Source organism: Mesorhizobium sp. M0938 (assembly GCF_040319125.1).
Taxonomy (GTDB): Bacteria; Pseudomonadota; Alphaproteobacteria; order Rhizobiales; family Rhizobiaceae; genus Mesorhizobium; species Mesorhizobium robiniae.
Map to the genome: position 1 here is coordinate 82,378 of NZ_JAMYNS010000017.1, position 13,483 is coordinate 95,860.

At 63.4% G+C, this 13,483-nt stretch carries 14 protein-coding genes and 1 tRNA gene; 2 read left to right on the forward strand and 13 right to left on the reverse strand.

Translation table 11 applies throughout. The features are described 5' to 3' along the window. Positions 1 to 84: 84 nt before the first annotated feature. Positions 85 to 161 (forward strand) — tRNA-His (locus NKH73_RS25635). 240 nt (positions 162 to 401) lie between these two features. Here NKH73_RS25635 and NKH73_RS25640 read toward each other — a convergent pair. The 7 genes from NKH73_RS25640 to NKH73_RS25670 form a co-directional block, all read right to left on the reverse strand. Continuing rightward, a complete protein-coding gene (locus NKH73_RS25640; RefSeq protein ID WP_352937137.1) occupies positions 402 to 1,700 on the reverse strand; it encodes an NAD(P)/FAD-dependent oxidoreductase in 1,299 nt (432 codons plus the stop codon). Next, a complete protein-coding gene (locus NKH73_RS25645; protein ID WP_352937140.1) occupies positions 1,693 to 2,442 on the reverse strand; it encodes an ABC transporter ATP-binding protein in 750 nt (249 codons plus the stop codon). The genes NKH73_RS25640 and NKH73_RS25645 overlap by 8 nt, the downstream gene beginning before the upstream one ends. Further along, positions 2,366 to 3,196 carry an ABC transporter ATP-binding protein gene (locus tag NKH73_RS25650; protein ID WP_352937142.1) on the reverse strand — a complete coding sequence of 277 codons (831 nt, stop codon included), beginning with the start codon at positions 3,194 to 3,196 and terminating at the stop codon, positions 2,366 to 2,368. The genes NKH73_RS25645 and NKH73_RS25650 overlap by 77 nt, the downstream gene beginning before the upstream one ends. After that, positions 3,193 to 4,188, reverse strand: a complete 996-nt coding sequence (locus NKH73_RS25655) for a branched-chain amino acid ABC transporter permease (RefSeq protein ID WP_352937144.1) — start codon at positions 4,186 to 4,188, stop codon at positions 3,193 to 3,195. The genes NKH73_RS25650 and NKH73_RS25655 overlap by 4 nt, the downstream gene beginning before the upstream one ends. Further along, the gene (locus NKH73_RS25660) at positions 4,188 to 5,138 is read right to left on the reverse strand and encodes a branched-chain amino acid ABC transporter permease (protein WP_352937146.1); all 951 of its coding nucleotides are present in this window, start codon (positions 5,136 to 5,138) and stop codon (positions 4,188 to 4,190) included. The genes NKH73_RS25655 and NKH73_RS25660 overlap by 1 nt, the downstream gene beginning before the upstream one ends. A 147-nt stretch (positions 5,139 to 5,285) precedes the next feature. After that, on the reverse strand, positions 5,286 to 6,398 hold the full coding sequence (locus NKH73_RS25665) for a branched-chain amino acid ABC transporter substrate-binding protein (protein WP_352937148.1): 1,113 nt from the start codon (positions 6,396 to 6,398) through the stop codon (positions 5,286 to 5,288). Between the two features lie 141 nt (positions 6,399 to 6,539). After that, positions 6,540 to 7,313, reverse strand: coding sequence for a GntR family transcriptional regulator (locus NKH73_RS25670; RefSeq protein WP_352937150.1), 774 nt, complete (start codon positions 7,311 to 7,313; stop codon positions 6,540 to 6,542). A gap of 109 nt (positions 7,314 to 7,422) precedes the next feature. Between NKH73_RS25670 and NKH73_RS25675 the strand changes: the two genes are divergently transcribed. Beyond that, a complete protein-coding gene (locus NKH73_RS25675) occupies positions 7,423 to 8,184 on the forward strand; it encodes a pyrroline-5-carboxylate reductase family protein (protein WP_352937151.1) in 762 nt (253 codons plus the stop codon). A gap of 21 nt (positions 8,185 to 8,205) precedes the next feature. Here NKH73_RS25675 and NKH73_RS25680 read toward each other — a convergent pair whose 3' ends face one another. From NKH73_RS25680 to NKH73_RS25705, 6 genes are all read right to left on the reverse strand, one after another. Further along, complete coding sequence (locus NKH73_RS25680; RefSeq protein WP_352937153.1) at positions 8,206 to 8,955, reverse strand: SDR family oxidoreductase; 750 nt, start codon at positions 8,953 to 8,955, stop codon at positions 8,206 to 8,208. Positions 8,956 to 8,979: 24 nt separating this feature from the next. Next, positions 8,980 to 9,903 (reverse strand): 3-hydroxyacyl-CoA dehydrogenase NAD-binding domain-containing protein, encoded by a 924-nt coding sequence (locus NKH73_RS25685; RefSeq protein ID WP_352937155.1) that lies wholly within the window; start codon positions 9,901 to 9,903, stop codon positions 8,980 to 8,982. Further along, a complete protein-coding gene (locus tag NKH73_RS25690) occupies positions 9,903 to 10,769 on the reverse strand; it encodes a hypothetical protein (RefSeq protein WP_352937157.1) in 867 nt (288 codons plus the stop codon). The genes NKH73_RS25685 and NKH73_RS25690 overlap by 1 nt, the downstream gene beginning before the upstream one ends. A gap of 1 nt (position 10,770) precedes the next feature. After that, positions 10,771 to 11,094: an NIPSNAP family protein gene (locus tag NKH73_RS25695; RefSeq protein ID WP_352937159.1), complete on the reverse strand. Its 324-nt coding sequence runs from the start codon at positions 11,092 to 11,094 to the stop codon at positions 10,771 to 10,773. Between the two features lie 103 nt (positions 11,095 to 11,197). Continuing rightward, positions 11,198 to 12,496 (reverse strand): acetoin dehydrogenase dihydrolipoyllysine-residue acetyltransferase subunit, encoded by a 1,299-nt coding sequence (locus NKH73_RS25700; RefSeq protein ID WP_352937161.1) that lies wholly within the window; start codon positions 12,494 to 12,496, stop codon positions 11,198 to 11,200. 11 nt (positions 12,497 to 12,507) lie between these two features. Continuing rightward, positions 12,508 to 13,482 carry an alpha-ketoacid dehydrogenase subunit beta gene (locus NKH73_RS25705; RefSeq protein ID WP_352937163.1) on the reverse strand — a complete coding sequence of 325 codons (975 nt, stop codon included), beginning with the start codon at positions 13,480 to 13,482 and terminating at the stop codon, positions 12,508 to 12,510. Between the last annotated feature and the right edge of the window lies 1 nt (position 13,483).

The following is a 13,483-nucleotide window of genomic DNA, read 5'->3' on the forward strand; positions in this document are numbered from 1 at the left end:
GATAGCCCGTATGGACGCATCGCCGAACGACAGAGCGGGTCCAGGGGGAATGATTGTCCATCTCGATCCCGCTCGGGCAAACGTGCCGTTGTAGCTCAGATGGTTAGAGCGCCGGATTGTGGATCCGGAGGTCGCTGGTTCGATCCCAGCCAACGGTACCACCCCTTTTCCATTAAGCGATTTGATTCTGTTATGAAATTTTGTCTTTGACAGCAAGCGCGGCGAACGTTGAGCCTTCGAGGCGGGCCGTCATCAGCGCCTATTTAGGCGGTGTTGCCGCCTAGCCTTTTGTTTTTGCGCAATTCCCTAGGGAAGCGCTAAGCGCTTTTTCCGGGAAAACCGTTTCACACTTATCCCGGAATTGCTCTAGCACCGTACGAACGATGAGAACTCCGTCTGTGTTACTTTACCGGGAGCAGGTGATCCTGCAGGCGGTTCCAGGGGTGCATGCGGTTGGCGACCTGCACCGCGATCGGGTGAAACGGAACTGGCTTCATGTTGGTGACCGGCAGCGACATCTGCTCATCCGTACGCCGACCTGCCGCCCAGCGGCCGATTTCCTGGCCAAGTGACATCGAAAGTGCCACGCCACGACCGGAATAGACGCCCCCAAACACAAGACCCGGCCCCAGGCGATAAAGGCGCGGCCGGCGGTCGGGCACCACGGCGAACGTCCCGTGCCAATACTCCACCATCTCCGGCTTGCCGCCGAAGGCGAGAAAGGCCTTGCCCAGCATGCGCGAGACCTTGGCGCGGCCGCGGTCGGCCTCGTCGAACCAGAACGTATGCGTCCCGCCGCTGACCAGCCGATTGTCGCGGTCGTAGTGGAAATAACGGATGTCGTTGCGCATATCGGATACGGCAGGATTGCCGACAAGGACCTTCGCGCGCATGTCCTCAGACAGCGGGTTGGTCGCCGCCTGAAACACCTTGAGCGGCACCAGCGTCTTCTTGAGGCCCGGCCAGATGTCGCCGGTCAACGCATTGGTCGCCAGCACCACCTCCGGTGCAGTGACGCTTCCTGATGCGGTGAAGACGCGCCAGCCGCCTTCCACCTTCTCGATGCGCGTTGCCCGGGAGTTCTCGAGGATGGTCACGCCTTCACGTTCCAGCGCGGCCGCAAGGCCGATGGTCATGGCAAACGGATTGATGTGGCCCGAATTGTGCACCATCCAGCCGCCGAGATAGGGACTGCCAATGCGCGCAGTGACTTCGTCGCGGTCAAGGCTGGAGACATTGGCGCCGAAGGCTTTCCACTCCTCGTAAAACTGGCGCGTGCGAACAAGCGTCGCCTCGGTGTGCGCGGGCTGGATCCAGCCTTCCTGCACCTGGTGTGCATCGATATTGAAGCGCTGCATCAGGCCGAAGGCGACGCCGGCCGCGTCTGCCACCATGCGGTTGTAGCGGTCGCCGATGGTCTTACAGTACGCCGCTTCGAACTCCGAAGGCGATGCCTTGGAATGATGCGAGATGACGAGGCCGTTGTTGCGGCCGGACGCTGCCGATCCGATCTCGTTGCCTTCCAGGAGGATCACATCGACGCCGCTGTCGCGCGCCCCCAGCGCTGCGGCCATGCCGGTGAAGCCGCCGCCGACGACCAGCACGTCCGTCTTCAGGTCGCCTTGCAGCGCGGGAGCGGTTTGGCGCACGTTCGCAGTCTTGCGCCAGAGATGCGGGGTTTTCCAATCGACTTCAAACATGAAGCACTTCCTCGGTGGCCCCGCCGAGATAGTGCTCGCTCAGCGCTGAATGCTCGGTCATTTCCAGTGCAGGGGCATGAAGCTTCACCTTGCCGGTGTTCAAGAGATAGGCGTAGTCGCCGCATTCGAGCGCAAGCTGGACGTTCTGCTCGACGAGCAGGATCGAAATACCGTTGCGCGACAGATCGAGGATGATGCGGAAGATCTGGTGCACGATCTTCGGCGCAAGGCCGAGAGACGGTTCGTCGAGCATCAGAAGTCTCGGCTCGGCCATCAGCGCGCGGCCGATCGCCAGCATCTGCTGCTGGCCGCCGGACATGCGGCTCGCCAAGCCGTTGCGCCGTTCCTTCAACACCGGAAAGAGCTCGAATGCCTCGGCGCGCAGCGTTTCAAAGCTCTTGCCGCCACGGCCGATATGGGCAGCGACTAGATTTTCCTCGACCGTCAGGCGCTGGAAGATCTGCCGGCCTTCCGGGCAGTGGGTGATGCCGAGGCGCACGACCTGCTCGGGCCGCAGGCCGGTGACGTCGCGCCCTTCAAAGGTGATGCTGCCTGCGGTCGGACGCGCCACGCCGGAGATGGAGTTGAGCAGCGTCGTCTTGCCGGCGCCGTTCGGGCCGAGCACGACGACGATCTCGTGCGGATCGACTTCGAGGTCTAGGTCTTCAAGAACGCCGACGCGCCCGTATCCCGAGCTGAGCCCGGCGATCCTGAGCAGCGGCTCGGATGTCGTCGATGTCATTGGCGGTTCCCAGATAGGCGAGTTGGACCTCGGTGCTGGCCTGCACCTCGGCGGGCGTGCCCCGAAAAAGCAGCTTTCCGTGATGCATGACGATGATGCTGTCGCAGAGCGCCATGACCAGATCCATGTCGTGCTCGACGACGATCATGATCCGGTCAGGCGAACGCAGCGCGGTGAGTTTGGCAGTCAGCTCCGCCGTCTCGTGATGGTTCAATCCGGCGGCTGGCTCGTCAAGCAGCAAGACGCGTGGGTTGCAGACCAGCGCGCGGGCGATTTCCAGCATACGTTGCCGGCCATAGGGCAGGCCGCCGGCATCGGCCTCGGCATAGCCCTGCAGGTCGAAGAAACGCAATATCTCCATGCATTTTTCGCGACGGCGCTGCCGCTGCGCCGTGGCGTAGGGCGGCCAGACCACTTCCTTCCAGGTTCCTGCGACCTCGGCGGGATAGAAACAGACTTCCAGGTTCTCGATCACCGTCATCTGATCGAAGAGGCGGATGTTCTGATATGTGCGGGCGACACCCGAATTGGCGATCTGGTATTTCTTGAGCCCGTCGAGGCGCTTGCCGTTGAGCGTGATCGACCCCGAGGAGACCGTGTAGGAGCCCGCGGTCATGTTGATGAGCGTCGACTTGCCGGCGCCGTTCGGTCCGATCACGCCGTGGATCATGCCAGGGGTGAAGGAGGTCGATACGTCGTCAATGGCAACGACCTCGCCATACTCCTTGCGAAGGCTCTGAAAGACCAGCGTCATTTTCCGAAAAGCCCCCGGATGAGCTTCTCAGGCCCGAAGCTGCGCGGCACGATGCCAGCCGGGCGCACGATGATAAGGAAAATCATCAGCAGCCCGAGGAAGAGGATGCGCCACTCGGCGAATTCGCGCAGCACTTCCGGCAGCAGGATCAGGATTGCCGCACCGGCGACGATGCCGAGAATGTTGCCGATGCCGCCAACCACGATCATCAGCACGATCAGCACGGATTCCTGAAGCGTGAAACTCTCCGGGCTGACGAAGCGCTGTGAGGCGCCGAAGATCGCGCCGGCGATCGAGCCGATCGTCGCGGAGGTGGCGAAGGCGGCGAGCTTGGCGTTGGTGGTGTTGATGCCGATGCCGCGCGCGGCGTCCTGGTCTTCGCGGATCGCGGCCCAGGCCTTGCCGAGGATCGAACGCTCCAGCCGCCAGGCCACCACGCCGGCGATGACCACGACGACAAGCAGCAGCCAGAAGAAGTCGACGGGGCGGGCGATCTGCAAGCCGAGGATCGAGGCCTTGTCGAGACGGGCGATGCCTTGTGGTCCGCCGGTGAGCCAGTCGAGATTGTTGATGATGATGCGGATGATCTCGCCGAAGCCGAGCGTGACGATGGCGAGATAGTCGCCGCGCAGTCTGAGCACCGGGATGCCGAGCAATATGCCGGTTATCGCGCCAAGGCAGGCAGCGATGACCAGAATAAGCAGGAAAGGCAAGTGCAGGTCGAACTGGGGGCTGGCAAGCAGCGCATAGGTGTATGCGCCAACCGCATAGAACGCGACGAAGCCGAGATCGAGCAGTCCCGTATAGCCGATCACGATGTTCAGGCCGATGCCGAGCAGGATGTAGATCAGCAGGCTGTTGATGACGCGGACGTAGTAGTTGGGCAGAAATGGCGTCGCCACGATCAATGCGATCGCGATGGCGAAGACGAGCAGCGGAACGATCCGGCTTGAACGCGGCCTGACAGCGGTGCGAGCCTCGGCAACGGACATCAGAACTCCCTCTTGTACACGACGCTTTCCTCGGACACGGTCTCGCCCAATATGCCGGCGGGACGAACGAGAAGCACGAGTATGAGGATCGCGAAGGTGAGCACGTCGCGATATTCGGTGCCTAGCACGCCATGGGTGACGACAGGCAGCAGCGCGGTTCCGCCAACTTCGACGAAGGCGAGGATGAAGGCGCCAAGCATGGCGCCGGGAATGGAGCCGATGCCGCCGAGGATCGCGGCTGTGAATGCCTTCAGCCCAATGACCGCGCCCATGGTTGGCGACATGATGCCGTAATAGCTGGCATAGAGGATGCCGCCCGCCGCGCCGAGCAGCGGCCCGACGAAGAACACCATCGAGATCGCGCCGTTGACGTTGATGCCCAGGAGCTGCGCCGTGGGGCGGCTTTCCGATACGGCGCGCACGATGATGCCGATACGGCTGCGATTGACGAGGAAATGGAGGCCGAACATCAACACGAAGGCGGCGACCAGGATGCCGATCTGCATCGAGGTGATGGTGCCGCCCATCACCTCGTAGCGGACGACGGGAAAGAAGCTCGGGAAGGCAACCGGCTGCGGGCCGGCGAGAATCTGTATGCCGGTGACGAGCGACAGCGAAACGCCAAGCGAGGAGAGCATCGGCGCAAGGCGGGTGGAGTTTCTGAGCGGCTTGTAGGCAACTCTTTCAATGCCGACGCCCACCGCGCCGACCAGGAAAATCGCTACGACAAAGGCCATGGCAAGCGCAATGGCGCCTGCCATGCCGACATCGCCGACGAGCATGCTGAGCAGCAGAAAGGCGACATAGGCGCCGAGCATGAACATCTCGCCATGGGCGAAATTGATCATGCGCAGCACGCCATAGACCATGGTGTAGCCGAGCGCGATCAGCGCGTAGATGGAGCCGATGGTCAAGGCATTGACCGTCTGTTGAATGAGGTTTCCCAGCATGGGCTGGCGTCCTGTGCAAGGGGTTCCGATCAACCGGTCGAGCCGGAAAGGCAAACGCTCGACACGGCCGCCGCACTTTGTCAGGCGAGGCCGTCGACAGGCAATGGGAGCCGCATGCGAAGGGCAGGCGGCTCCGGCGCCAGGCTGCTATTTCGAGCCGACAAGCTGGAAGTTCGACCCTTCGACCTTGTAGAGGTAGGATGGGGCGACTTTAAGTTCGCCTGTCTCGTCGAATTCCAGTTCGCCGACGGCGGTATTGACCTTGACCGCATGCAGCGCCGCGTTGAGGTCCTCGCGCGTCAGGCCCTTGGTGGTCTTCAGCACCTGCTCGAGGATCTGGCCCTGGACATAGCCGTAGATCGAGTAGGGCCCGGCTTCCTCGCCGTACTTGGCCTTGTAGGCCTTGGCGAAATCGGCGATTGCCGGCGAGGCATCCATCGGCGGCACCTGGATGGCGACGAGCGTGCCCTGGACGCTGGGTTCGCCAGCCTGCTTGATGAGGTCCGGCGTATAGCCGCCGTCGGGCACGATCAGCGTTGCGGCGATGCCCTGCTCGTGCATCTGCTTTGCAAACAGCGCCAGCTGCGGCATGACGGCACCGAGGTAGATCACGTCAGGCTTCTTCGGTTTGATTTGCGCCAGGACGGCGGTGAAGTCCACGTCGCTCGGCGCAACGGCAATGGTGTTGAGAAGCGTGCCGCCGCCAGCCTGGAAGTTCTTGGCGAAGATTTCGGAGATTCCCTGCCCGAAAACCTGCTTGTCGTTGACGACAAGGGCGGTCTTGGCGCCGAGCTTGCCGATCGCATGTTCGGCCGGCAGCAGCGCACCGGCCAGGTCGTTGGCGACCGGACGCACCATGAATTTATAGCCCTGCTTGGTGAGCGAGGGGTTGGAGCCGAAGGTCATCGTCGGCAGCGTGCAGTCCTCGTAGATCGGCAGAGTTGACTGGGCGACACCGGAATTGAAGTTGACAAGGCCAAGGACCACCTCGTCATTGTCGCAGAACTTCTGCGCCACGAGCGTTCCTTCACGCGGGTCTGCCTTGTCGTCTTCCTGCTCATAGGCGACGGTCACGCCATTGACCCCGCCGTCGGCGTTCAGCTTGTCGACGTAGAGCTTGAAGCCGTTATGCCATGTGGTGCCGAAATAGGCCTGCGGGCCGGAGAGCGGAGCCGACAGACCAACCGTGACCTGCTCGGCCATGGCCGGCACTGCGAACAGCGATGCTCCGAAAAGAAGTGCGGCGGTAGATTTCTTCATGATGGTTCCCCTTGACTACTGATCACTACGGGAGCGGCCGTTGCGGTCTTCAACTCCCTTGTGATCCATCGAAGCAGACAAAGAGGCTGTCGTCAAGAAAGTGTCGACACTATTGCGTTCAATTTTGTGGTCAGATACCGATTAGACGTCGCGAGTCCTTCGGCGGCGCTTCAGTTCGGCGCCATTGTCGGGCGCGAAAACCCTAAGCAAGGCGTCCTTGAGCGCTTGCTGCGTGGCGGAGACGGTCATTTCGATATGTTCGCGCAACAGTTTCGCGCCATTCTCCGCGTCGCGCTTGACGGCGGCGTCGACGATCGCCGAGTGGGAGGTGATCTGTGCCCTGTCATGCGAGGGGTGTTCGATCTGGATGCGCCTGATGAAGCGAATGCGCGCATTGATGGAGGCAAGCTGGCCGACGATTTCCGGATTGCCGGAAAGTTCGGCGATGAGCAGATGAAAGCCTTCGTCCTCCGCCAGGATGATGTCCGGCGGCTGGTTCGGGTAGACATCGACGATCGCTTCCCAATACTGCCGCAAACGGTCGATCTCGCTGTCATCCGCGCGCTCGCACATCAGCTTGAAGGCGGCGCATTCGATGATGGAGCGCAATTCGTAAAGGTCGAGCAGGCCTTCGGTGCTGAGGCTCCTGACGAAGAAGCCGCGATTGGGCGTCAGCGAAACGAAGCCTTCCGAGGCAAGCCGGTTCAGTGCCTCGCGGATCGGGGTGCGCGACACGCCGAGGCTGCGCGAAAGCTGGACCTCGTTGATGCGCTCGCCGGGCTTGAGCTTGAACTCGACGAGAAGCTTGCGGATGGTGTTGTAGGCGCGTTCGCTGCTGTCGGCGCTGCGGCGCGTTTCGGCGTCGCTCGTAAGGGACGGCTCGCTGTCGGCGCCGGTCTCGGCTTGTTCGGTCATGAAGATTCCAATCTGATTTGTCTGCAGCCTGTGTCGACACTTTATGATGCGCCTTTCTTTCCCAACTTCCTGTGAATGGCAAGCCGAAGGTTCAACCCCGGAGACAACGATGATCATAGGCATTCTTGGCGTCGGGCATCTGGCGGCGTCCATGCTGGCTGGTTTCCTGCGTTCAGGGCTCGACCCCGCAGCAATCCTCCTGTCTCCACGTGGCAAGGCCGCGGTGCTTTCCGCCCGGCACGGCTTTCAGCTTGCGGCCGACAATCGCGACCTCGTCGAACGGTCGGACGTCGTGGTTCTTTCCGTGCGGCCTCAGCACGCGCCGGAGACGGTTGCAGGCTTGCCGTGGCGCATCGGACAGACAGTGGTGTCGGTCTGTGCCGGCGTGCCTTTGTCGCGGCTTGATGTTGCACCCGCGCGCGCCGTGCGCGCCATGCCGTTCACCGCTTCCGAGATCGCCGCCAGCCCGACGGTCTATTTCCCCGACCTCGGAGAGGCGCGGGCGGTTCTCGATCGGCTCGGACCCTCGATTGCGCTCCCCAGCGAAAAGGACTTCGAGGTGGCGACGGTCAGCGCCGCAGTGTACGGCTGGGCGCAGGATCTGATCCGCAAGACGGCTGAATGGTCGAGTGCCGAAGGCCTCGACCCGGCAATTTCCCGCCGGCTGGCGGCGATGACCTTCGTGGCGGCCGGGCAGCTGATTGCCGAGAAGGATGAACCGATGAACCAGATGCTCGAAGAACTGGTGACACCGGGTGGCATCACCGAACGGGGACTGCAGGTTCTTTCATCACGCGGCGTGTCAGCGGCGTGGGAGGAAGCTTGCGTAGCGGTGCTCGACAAATTGACCAAGCGACAGTTTGATGCCTAAGCGCGTCGCCGACGCCACGCGTCAGCGTTGCGGCGCGGGCGGATAGATCTGGCCGCCTGATGCCTGTTCGCTTGGCGCGACGATCAGTTCGGCGATATCGACGTGATCGGGCAGACGCAGCGCGGAAACGAGTACGGTGGCGATGTCCGCCGGCCCAAGCGGCCGCTGTTCGGAATACATGCGTTTGCGCAGGCCTTCGCGGTCGCCATCGAACGCCTTCAGGTAGAAATCCGTCTCCACGCGCCCGGGAGCGATCTCGGTCAGCCGCACGCCTGTGCCTGCCAGATCAAAGCGCAGGATGCGGCCGGCCTGCGAGAGACCTGCCTTGGCCGCGCCATAGGTCGTCGTGCCGGGAAAGACGCCGCTGGCCGCAGTGCTGGTCAGGTTGAAGATATGTCCACGCTTGCGCGCGATCATGCCGGGCAACAGCAGGCGGATGAGCTGCAGCGGCGCGGTGAGGTTCAGCGCCACTACCTCGGCTGTCTCGTCCGCGCTCTGCCCATGCAGGGGACGCACCGTTGCCAGACCGCCGGCGTTGTTGACCAGCACATCGATTTCAGCCGCTCCGAGCGCTGAGGCGATCGCTTCATGGTCGCGCACATCGGCGACAAGCGGCTTTACATTTGGCCCGAGCCGCTGCTGCAGGACCCGCAGCGCGTCGTGGCTGCGCGCGAGCGCATGGACCGTCAATCCTTCCGCGATCAGGCTCTCGACGATTGCCGCGCCGATGCCTTTCGAGGCGCCGGTGACGAGGGCGGTGCGGTAATTCATGGCCGTTCTCCTGAACCGTAATGATTAGAGCGCGCCGCGCTCGGCTACCGTTTTCAAAATGCCGACGAGGCCGGCTTCGCGCGCTGCCTTCAGCTCCTCCTGGCTGCGTCCGTCGACCGCAGCACCCGTCGAAGTCGTGATCGCGCCGATCGTCTCGTCATCGAGCTTGGCGTCGAGCAGCGTGTCCCAGATCGCCTGATATGTCGGGCCATATTTGCGCAGAAAGTCCTCGATGCCGTCGGCGTTGAGGCTGTTGGAAATGAACGAACCCTGCAGCGTCCATTTCGGTCCCGGCCCGTACATGAAAGCGCGATCCACGTCTTCCACGGAGGCGACACCATCGCGCACCAGCGCGATCGCCTCGCGCCACATCGCGCCCATCAGGCGCAGGGCAATGTGGCCTGTCACTTCGCGGTTGAGCGTCACCGGCTTCTTGCCGATCGCTTCATAGATCGCGCGTGCCTGGGCGATTGCCCGCGGATCGGTTGCCTTGCCGCCGACGATTTCGACCAGCGGCATCAAATGCGCCGGGTTGAAGGGATGACCGAGCACGATGCGGCCGGGCAGGCGGCATTCGGCCTGCATATCGGACACGAGCAGGGCCGAGGAGGAAGACGCGATGGCGATCTCATCGCCGATATGATCTTCGATCTCGGCCAGCAACCGGCGCTTGAGAGCCAGGTCCTCGGGACCGTTCTCCTGCACGAAATCGACGCCTTCGAGTGTCTCGGCCAGGGTCGGGAAAAGACGGATCGGACCCGGTGCGGGCGAGGGCCCCTTCAACGCGTCGAGGTCGGCCATGAGTGCAGGCAGCGCCTCGCTGAAAGCTGCCTCGCGCCGCTCCGTCGGATCGAACACGCGCACCGCGTGGCCGGCATGCGCAAAGCACGCCGTCCAGCGCTGCCCGATCACGCCGAAGCCGACGATGCCGATGGTCAGCTTTTCCATTACCCGGCTCTCCTTCTATCAAGCGCTGCACGGAAGGCTTCGTTGAGGTCGTTCCACGGGATCAGCAGGTCGAGCCAGGCGCCCACCCGCCCGGCCACCAGGATTGCCTCGTCGATCAAGGCATCGAAGGTATGTCCCTCGCCCATCGCCGCCTTGAGCCGGAAAAGCAGGGCCGGCGTTTCCTCCATGTGGCAGAAGTCGCGCAGGCGTGTCGCGGCCTTGTCGAGCGCGAGGGCGGCCGCCTGGCGTCGCACTGCTTCGTCCTTGCCGCGTTCGGCGCGAATCCACCACAGGAATTCATGCAGCACTCGGGCTTCCGACTCCGCGGTGAAGACGGGGCCTGCCGGATGCATGATGGCGCGGGACGTGGTGATACCACTGATGTCGGCGGGACAAGCCGCCCACAGCGCCTTGCGTGCGGCGATGATATCTTGCGGCAGCAGCGGCGAAGCCGATGGCTCCGGCGCCACGCCATCCGATCTGCCAAGCGTGCCGTCCAGGACACGGCGGCCCTGGTCGTGTTTCAGTGTCGCAGCAAGCTCGGCAATGCCTGCCACCGGCGCGTCGAGATGCCCGAGAACGGTGATCTCGGCATTCTCGGCCTGCAGCGGCGCGAAGGTGATTTCGAGGAACTGCCGCACCGGCCAGTAGATGAAGGCGCCGGCGGTCGCCGAAAGCACATGCGTCGCACCCTCCAGATCCTCGACGAAGGGCGCGTGCCAATAGATATGGCTGCCGGCGATCTTGGGCGTGTGGAGCTGCAGGCGCATGGGCAGGGCCGAAAGCAACGCACGGCGGGTGCGGCCGGCATCGCCGGTAAGGCGAAGCGGCCAGCTTCGCCCTTCGGCAGAGAAAATCAGATCCATCTTATTTCCCGGGATTGAAGAAGGAGACGGGTTTCAGGATCTGGTTGCGCATATCGAGAAGATAGTCGGTCTCGATCACCTTGAGCCGGTAGGCCTGCCATTCGGGATCGGCCTCCATGCGGTCGCGCCGCTCCTCCCGATCGGCAAGGCTTTCAAATTTCCACAGATGCACGGTGCGCGAGAGGTCCCCGATATGGGTCTGGAAGAAGCCGAAGGGCTCGCCCAGATAGTGCCGCTGCATCGGCAGGCCGACATCCTCGTAAAGCTTGAGGAAATGCGAAAGCTTGTTTGGACGGGCGGTGTAGGTACGATGGTCGAAGATCATCCTGGTCACTCCTTCTGGCATTCTGTTTCGGCGCCCTCGGCGCCGGCATAGTGTGGTCTTGTCTGCTTCTCACGGTTGATCCGCGGGTCGGTCGGCTGCCGGTTCAGCCGGCGCTGCGCACCGTCTCCGTAATGAGCCGAGCCGTCAGCGCCGGCGCCTCCATCTGCGCTACATGGCCAATGCCATCGAGAAGATGAACGGCGGCGAAGCCTGGCGCGCGGGCCGCATGGGCAACCGGGATGATGCGATCGAGCCTGCCCCAGACGAGCCGCGTCGGCACGTCGAGCTCGGCGAGCGCGGTCGCCAGATCGAAGCCCTGCTTGCCGTCCGGGAACAGGCTTTCGGCCATCGCCGCGAGCGCGTCCCGATTGCCGGTCTTTTCGATCTGCCTGAGCGCGGCCTGCGCATAGCCGTCCGGCAGCGCCGAGGGGTCGCCGACCATGACCGTCAGCCACCGTTCCAGGGCCTGCACCGTGGTGATGCGGGCAAGGCCGGCAATGAAACCTGCATTGATCTCGGGGCCAAGCCCGCCGGGCGCGAGAAGCGTGACCGACCGCACGGTGAGACGGCTCAGCCTGGCGAGCTCGAGAGCCGCCGCACCGCCCAGGGAATGGCCGACGAGATGGGCATCCTCCACCCCCATGTCTTCCAACTGGTCGGAGAGGATGAAGGCGATCTCCTCGATGCTCGTTGCGGGTCTCGCTGCTTCGGTACCGTGGCCAGGCAGGTCGAGGCTGATCGTCTCGACCCCTGACTCGAGCAAGGGAATAACCTGACGCCAAACGGAGCGATCCGCCCCAAACCCGTGGATGAGGACGATCGGCGCCGTCTGCCGAGCCGGTGCGGAAACGGCTGACACCTGGGGACCAAGCGCAGCCGACCTCGACTGGACAGAGGCGCTGTGCCCATTCGATAGAGCAGCAAGGACGGCATCGATGTCGCGCTTCTTGATGCGCCCGTTGGGGCCGCTTCCAGGGATGGTGGAAAGGTCGAGCCCGGCCGAAGCGGCAAGCCTCCGGGCGAGGGGGCTGGCAATCGCGCGGCTGCCGGCCTGCCGGTTAGGGGAAGGAGCGCCAATTGCTGCAAGCACCGGCGGATTGGCTGAGCCAGCGGCCGCCATAGCTTGCGTGATCGGAGGCGCGTGCCCAGGCACAGGCTTCTCGTCCACGATCGTGCCGAGCACCGCGCCCACCGACGCTTCCTGCCCCTCGGCGAAGAAGATCTCGGCCAGCCAACCGTCGCGGTCGGCTTCGATTTCGGTGGCCGCCTTGGCGGTCTCGACGGTGACGACAAGATCGCCCGCTTTGACCGGGTCGCCTGAGTTCACCGCCCAGGCGACTACCAGCACGGCTTCCATATATTCGCCGCCGGCGCTGTCGATGGTGATCGGATGGGTCGCCATTGCCGCCCCCGTCACTTCAGCGTCTTCAGTGCGGCAGTGCGGATATTCTCGGCACTCGGCAGCATCGCCGTTTCCAGAGGTTCGGAATAGGGGATGGGCATGTCCGGCAGCGTGACGCGCGCGACCGGCGCGTCCAGCTCGTCGAAGGCGTGGTCCATGATCGTCGCCGAAAGCTCGGCGGCATAGCCGCAGAAGCGCCAGCCCTCGTTGACCACCACGGCATGGTGCGTTTTCGAGATCGAGGCGAAGATGGCGTTGACATCGAGCGGGCGCAGCGACCGGAGATCGATGATTTCGGCCGAAACACCGTCGGCTGCGAGAAGATCCGCGGCTTTCAGCGCCTCGACCACCATCTTGGAGGTGGCGAAGATCGAAATGTCGCTGCCTTCGCGCATGGTTGCCGCCTTGCCGAGCGGCACCGTCACGTCACGTTCCGGCACCTCGCCACGAGTGTTGTAAAGCAGCTTGTGCTCAAGGAAGACGACCGGCTGGTCGTCGCGGATGGCGGCCTTCAGCATCCCTTTGGCGTCGGCGGGCGTCGATGGAGCAACGACCTTGATGCCGGGTATGTGGGCAAGCATGGAATCGAGCGCCTTGGAGTGCTGCGCTCCGGCGCCGGCCCCGCCGCCGCCCTGCGTGCGCAGCACGAACGGCATCTTTACCTGGCCGTTCCAGATGTAGTTGTAGATCGAGGCCTGGTTGACCAGCGCATCGAGTGTCAGCGGCACGAAATCCGCATACATGATTTCCAGCACCGGCCGCGTGCCGGTCATGGCGGCGGTCACCGCCATTGCGGCCAGCGCCTGTTCAGAGATCGGCGTGTCGCGCACCCGCGTCTGGCCGAATTCCTCCATAAGCCCCTTCGTCACCTTGAAGACGCCGCCATAGCGGCCGATATCCTCGCCGAAGAGGAAGACGGAAGGGTCGGCCTGCATCTCTTCGCGCAGCGCGGCGTTCAGCGCTTCAGCGTATCGCATCATGGCCATG

Excerpts from the sequence above, each read along its gene's own strand:
- NKH73_RS25665 (WP_352937148.1), bottom strand. The coding sequence starts at position 6,398 with ATGAAGAAATCTACCGCCGCACTTCTTTTCGGAGCATCGCTGTTCGCA.
- NKH73_RS25675 (WP_352937151.1), top strand. The coding sequence starts at position 7,423 with ATGATCATAGGCATTCTTGGCGTCGGGCATCTGGCGGCGTCCATGCTG.
- NKH73_RS25670 (WP_352937150.1), bottom strand. The coding sequence starts at position 7,313 with ATGACCGAACAAGCCGAGACCGGCGCCGACAGCGAGCCGTCCCTTACG.
- NKH73_RS25645 (WP_352937140.1), bottom strand. The coding sequence starts at position 2,442 with ATGACATCGACGACATCCGAGCCGCTGCTCAGGATCGCCGGGCTCAGC.
- NKH73_RS25685 (WP_352937155.1), bottom strand. The coding sequence starts at position 9,903 with ATGGAAAAGCTGACCATCGGCATCGTCGGCTTCGGCGTGATCGGGCAG.
- NKH73_RS25705 (WP_352937163.1), bottom strand. The coding sequence starts at position 13,482 with ATGGCCATGATGCGATACGCTGAAGCGCTGAACGCCGCGCTGCGCGAA.
- NKH73_RS25690 (WP_352937157.1), bottom strand. The coding sequence starts at position 10,769 with ATGGATCTGATTTTCTCTGCCGAAGGGCGAAGCTGGCCGCTTCGCCTT.
- NKH73_RS25680 (WP_352937153.1), bottom strand. The coding sequence starts at position 8,955 with ATGAATTACCGCACCGCCCTCGTCACCGGCGCCTCGAAAGGCATCGGC.
- NKH73_RS25640 (WP_352937137.1), bottom strand. The coding sequence starts at position 1,700 with ATGTTTGAAGTCGATTGGAAAACCCCGCATCTCTGGCGCAAGACTGCG.
- NKH73_RS25695 (WP_352937159.1), bottom strand. The coding sequence starts at position 11,094 with ATGATCTTCGACCATCGTACCTACACCGCCCGTCCAAACAAGCTTTCG.
- NKH73_RS25700 (WP_352937161.1), bottom strand. The coding sequence starts at position 12,496 with ATGGCGACCCATCCGATCACCATCGACAGCGCCGGCGGCGAATATATG.
- NKH73_RS25650 (WP_352937142.1), bottom strand. The coding sequence starts at position 3,196 with ATGACGCTGGTCTTTCAGAGCCTTCGCAAGGAGTATGGCGAGGTCGTT.
- NKH73_RS25660 (WP_352937146.1), bottom strand. The coding sequence starts at position 5,138 with ATGCTGGGAAACCTCATTCAACAGACGGTCAATGCCTTGACCATCGGC.
- NKH73_RS25655 (WP_352937144.1), bottom strand. The coding sequence starts at position 4,188 with ATGTCCGTTGCCGAGGCTCGCACCGCTGTCAGGCCGCGTTCAAGCCGG.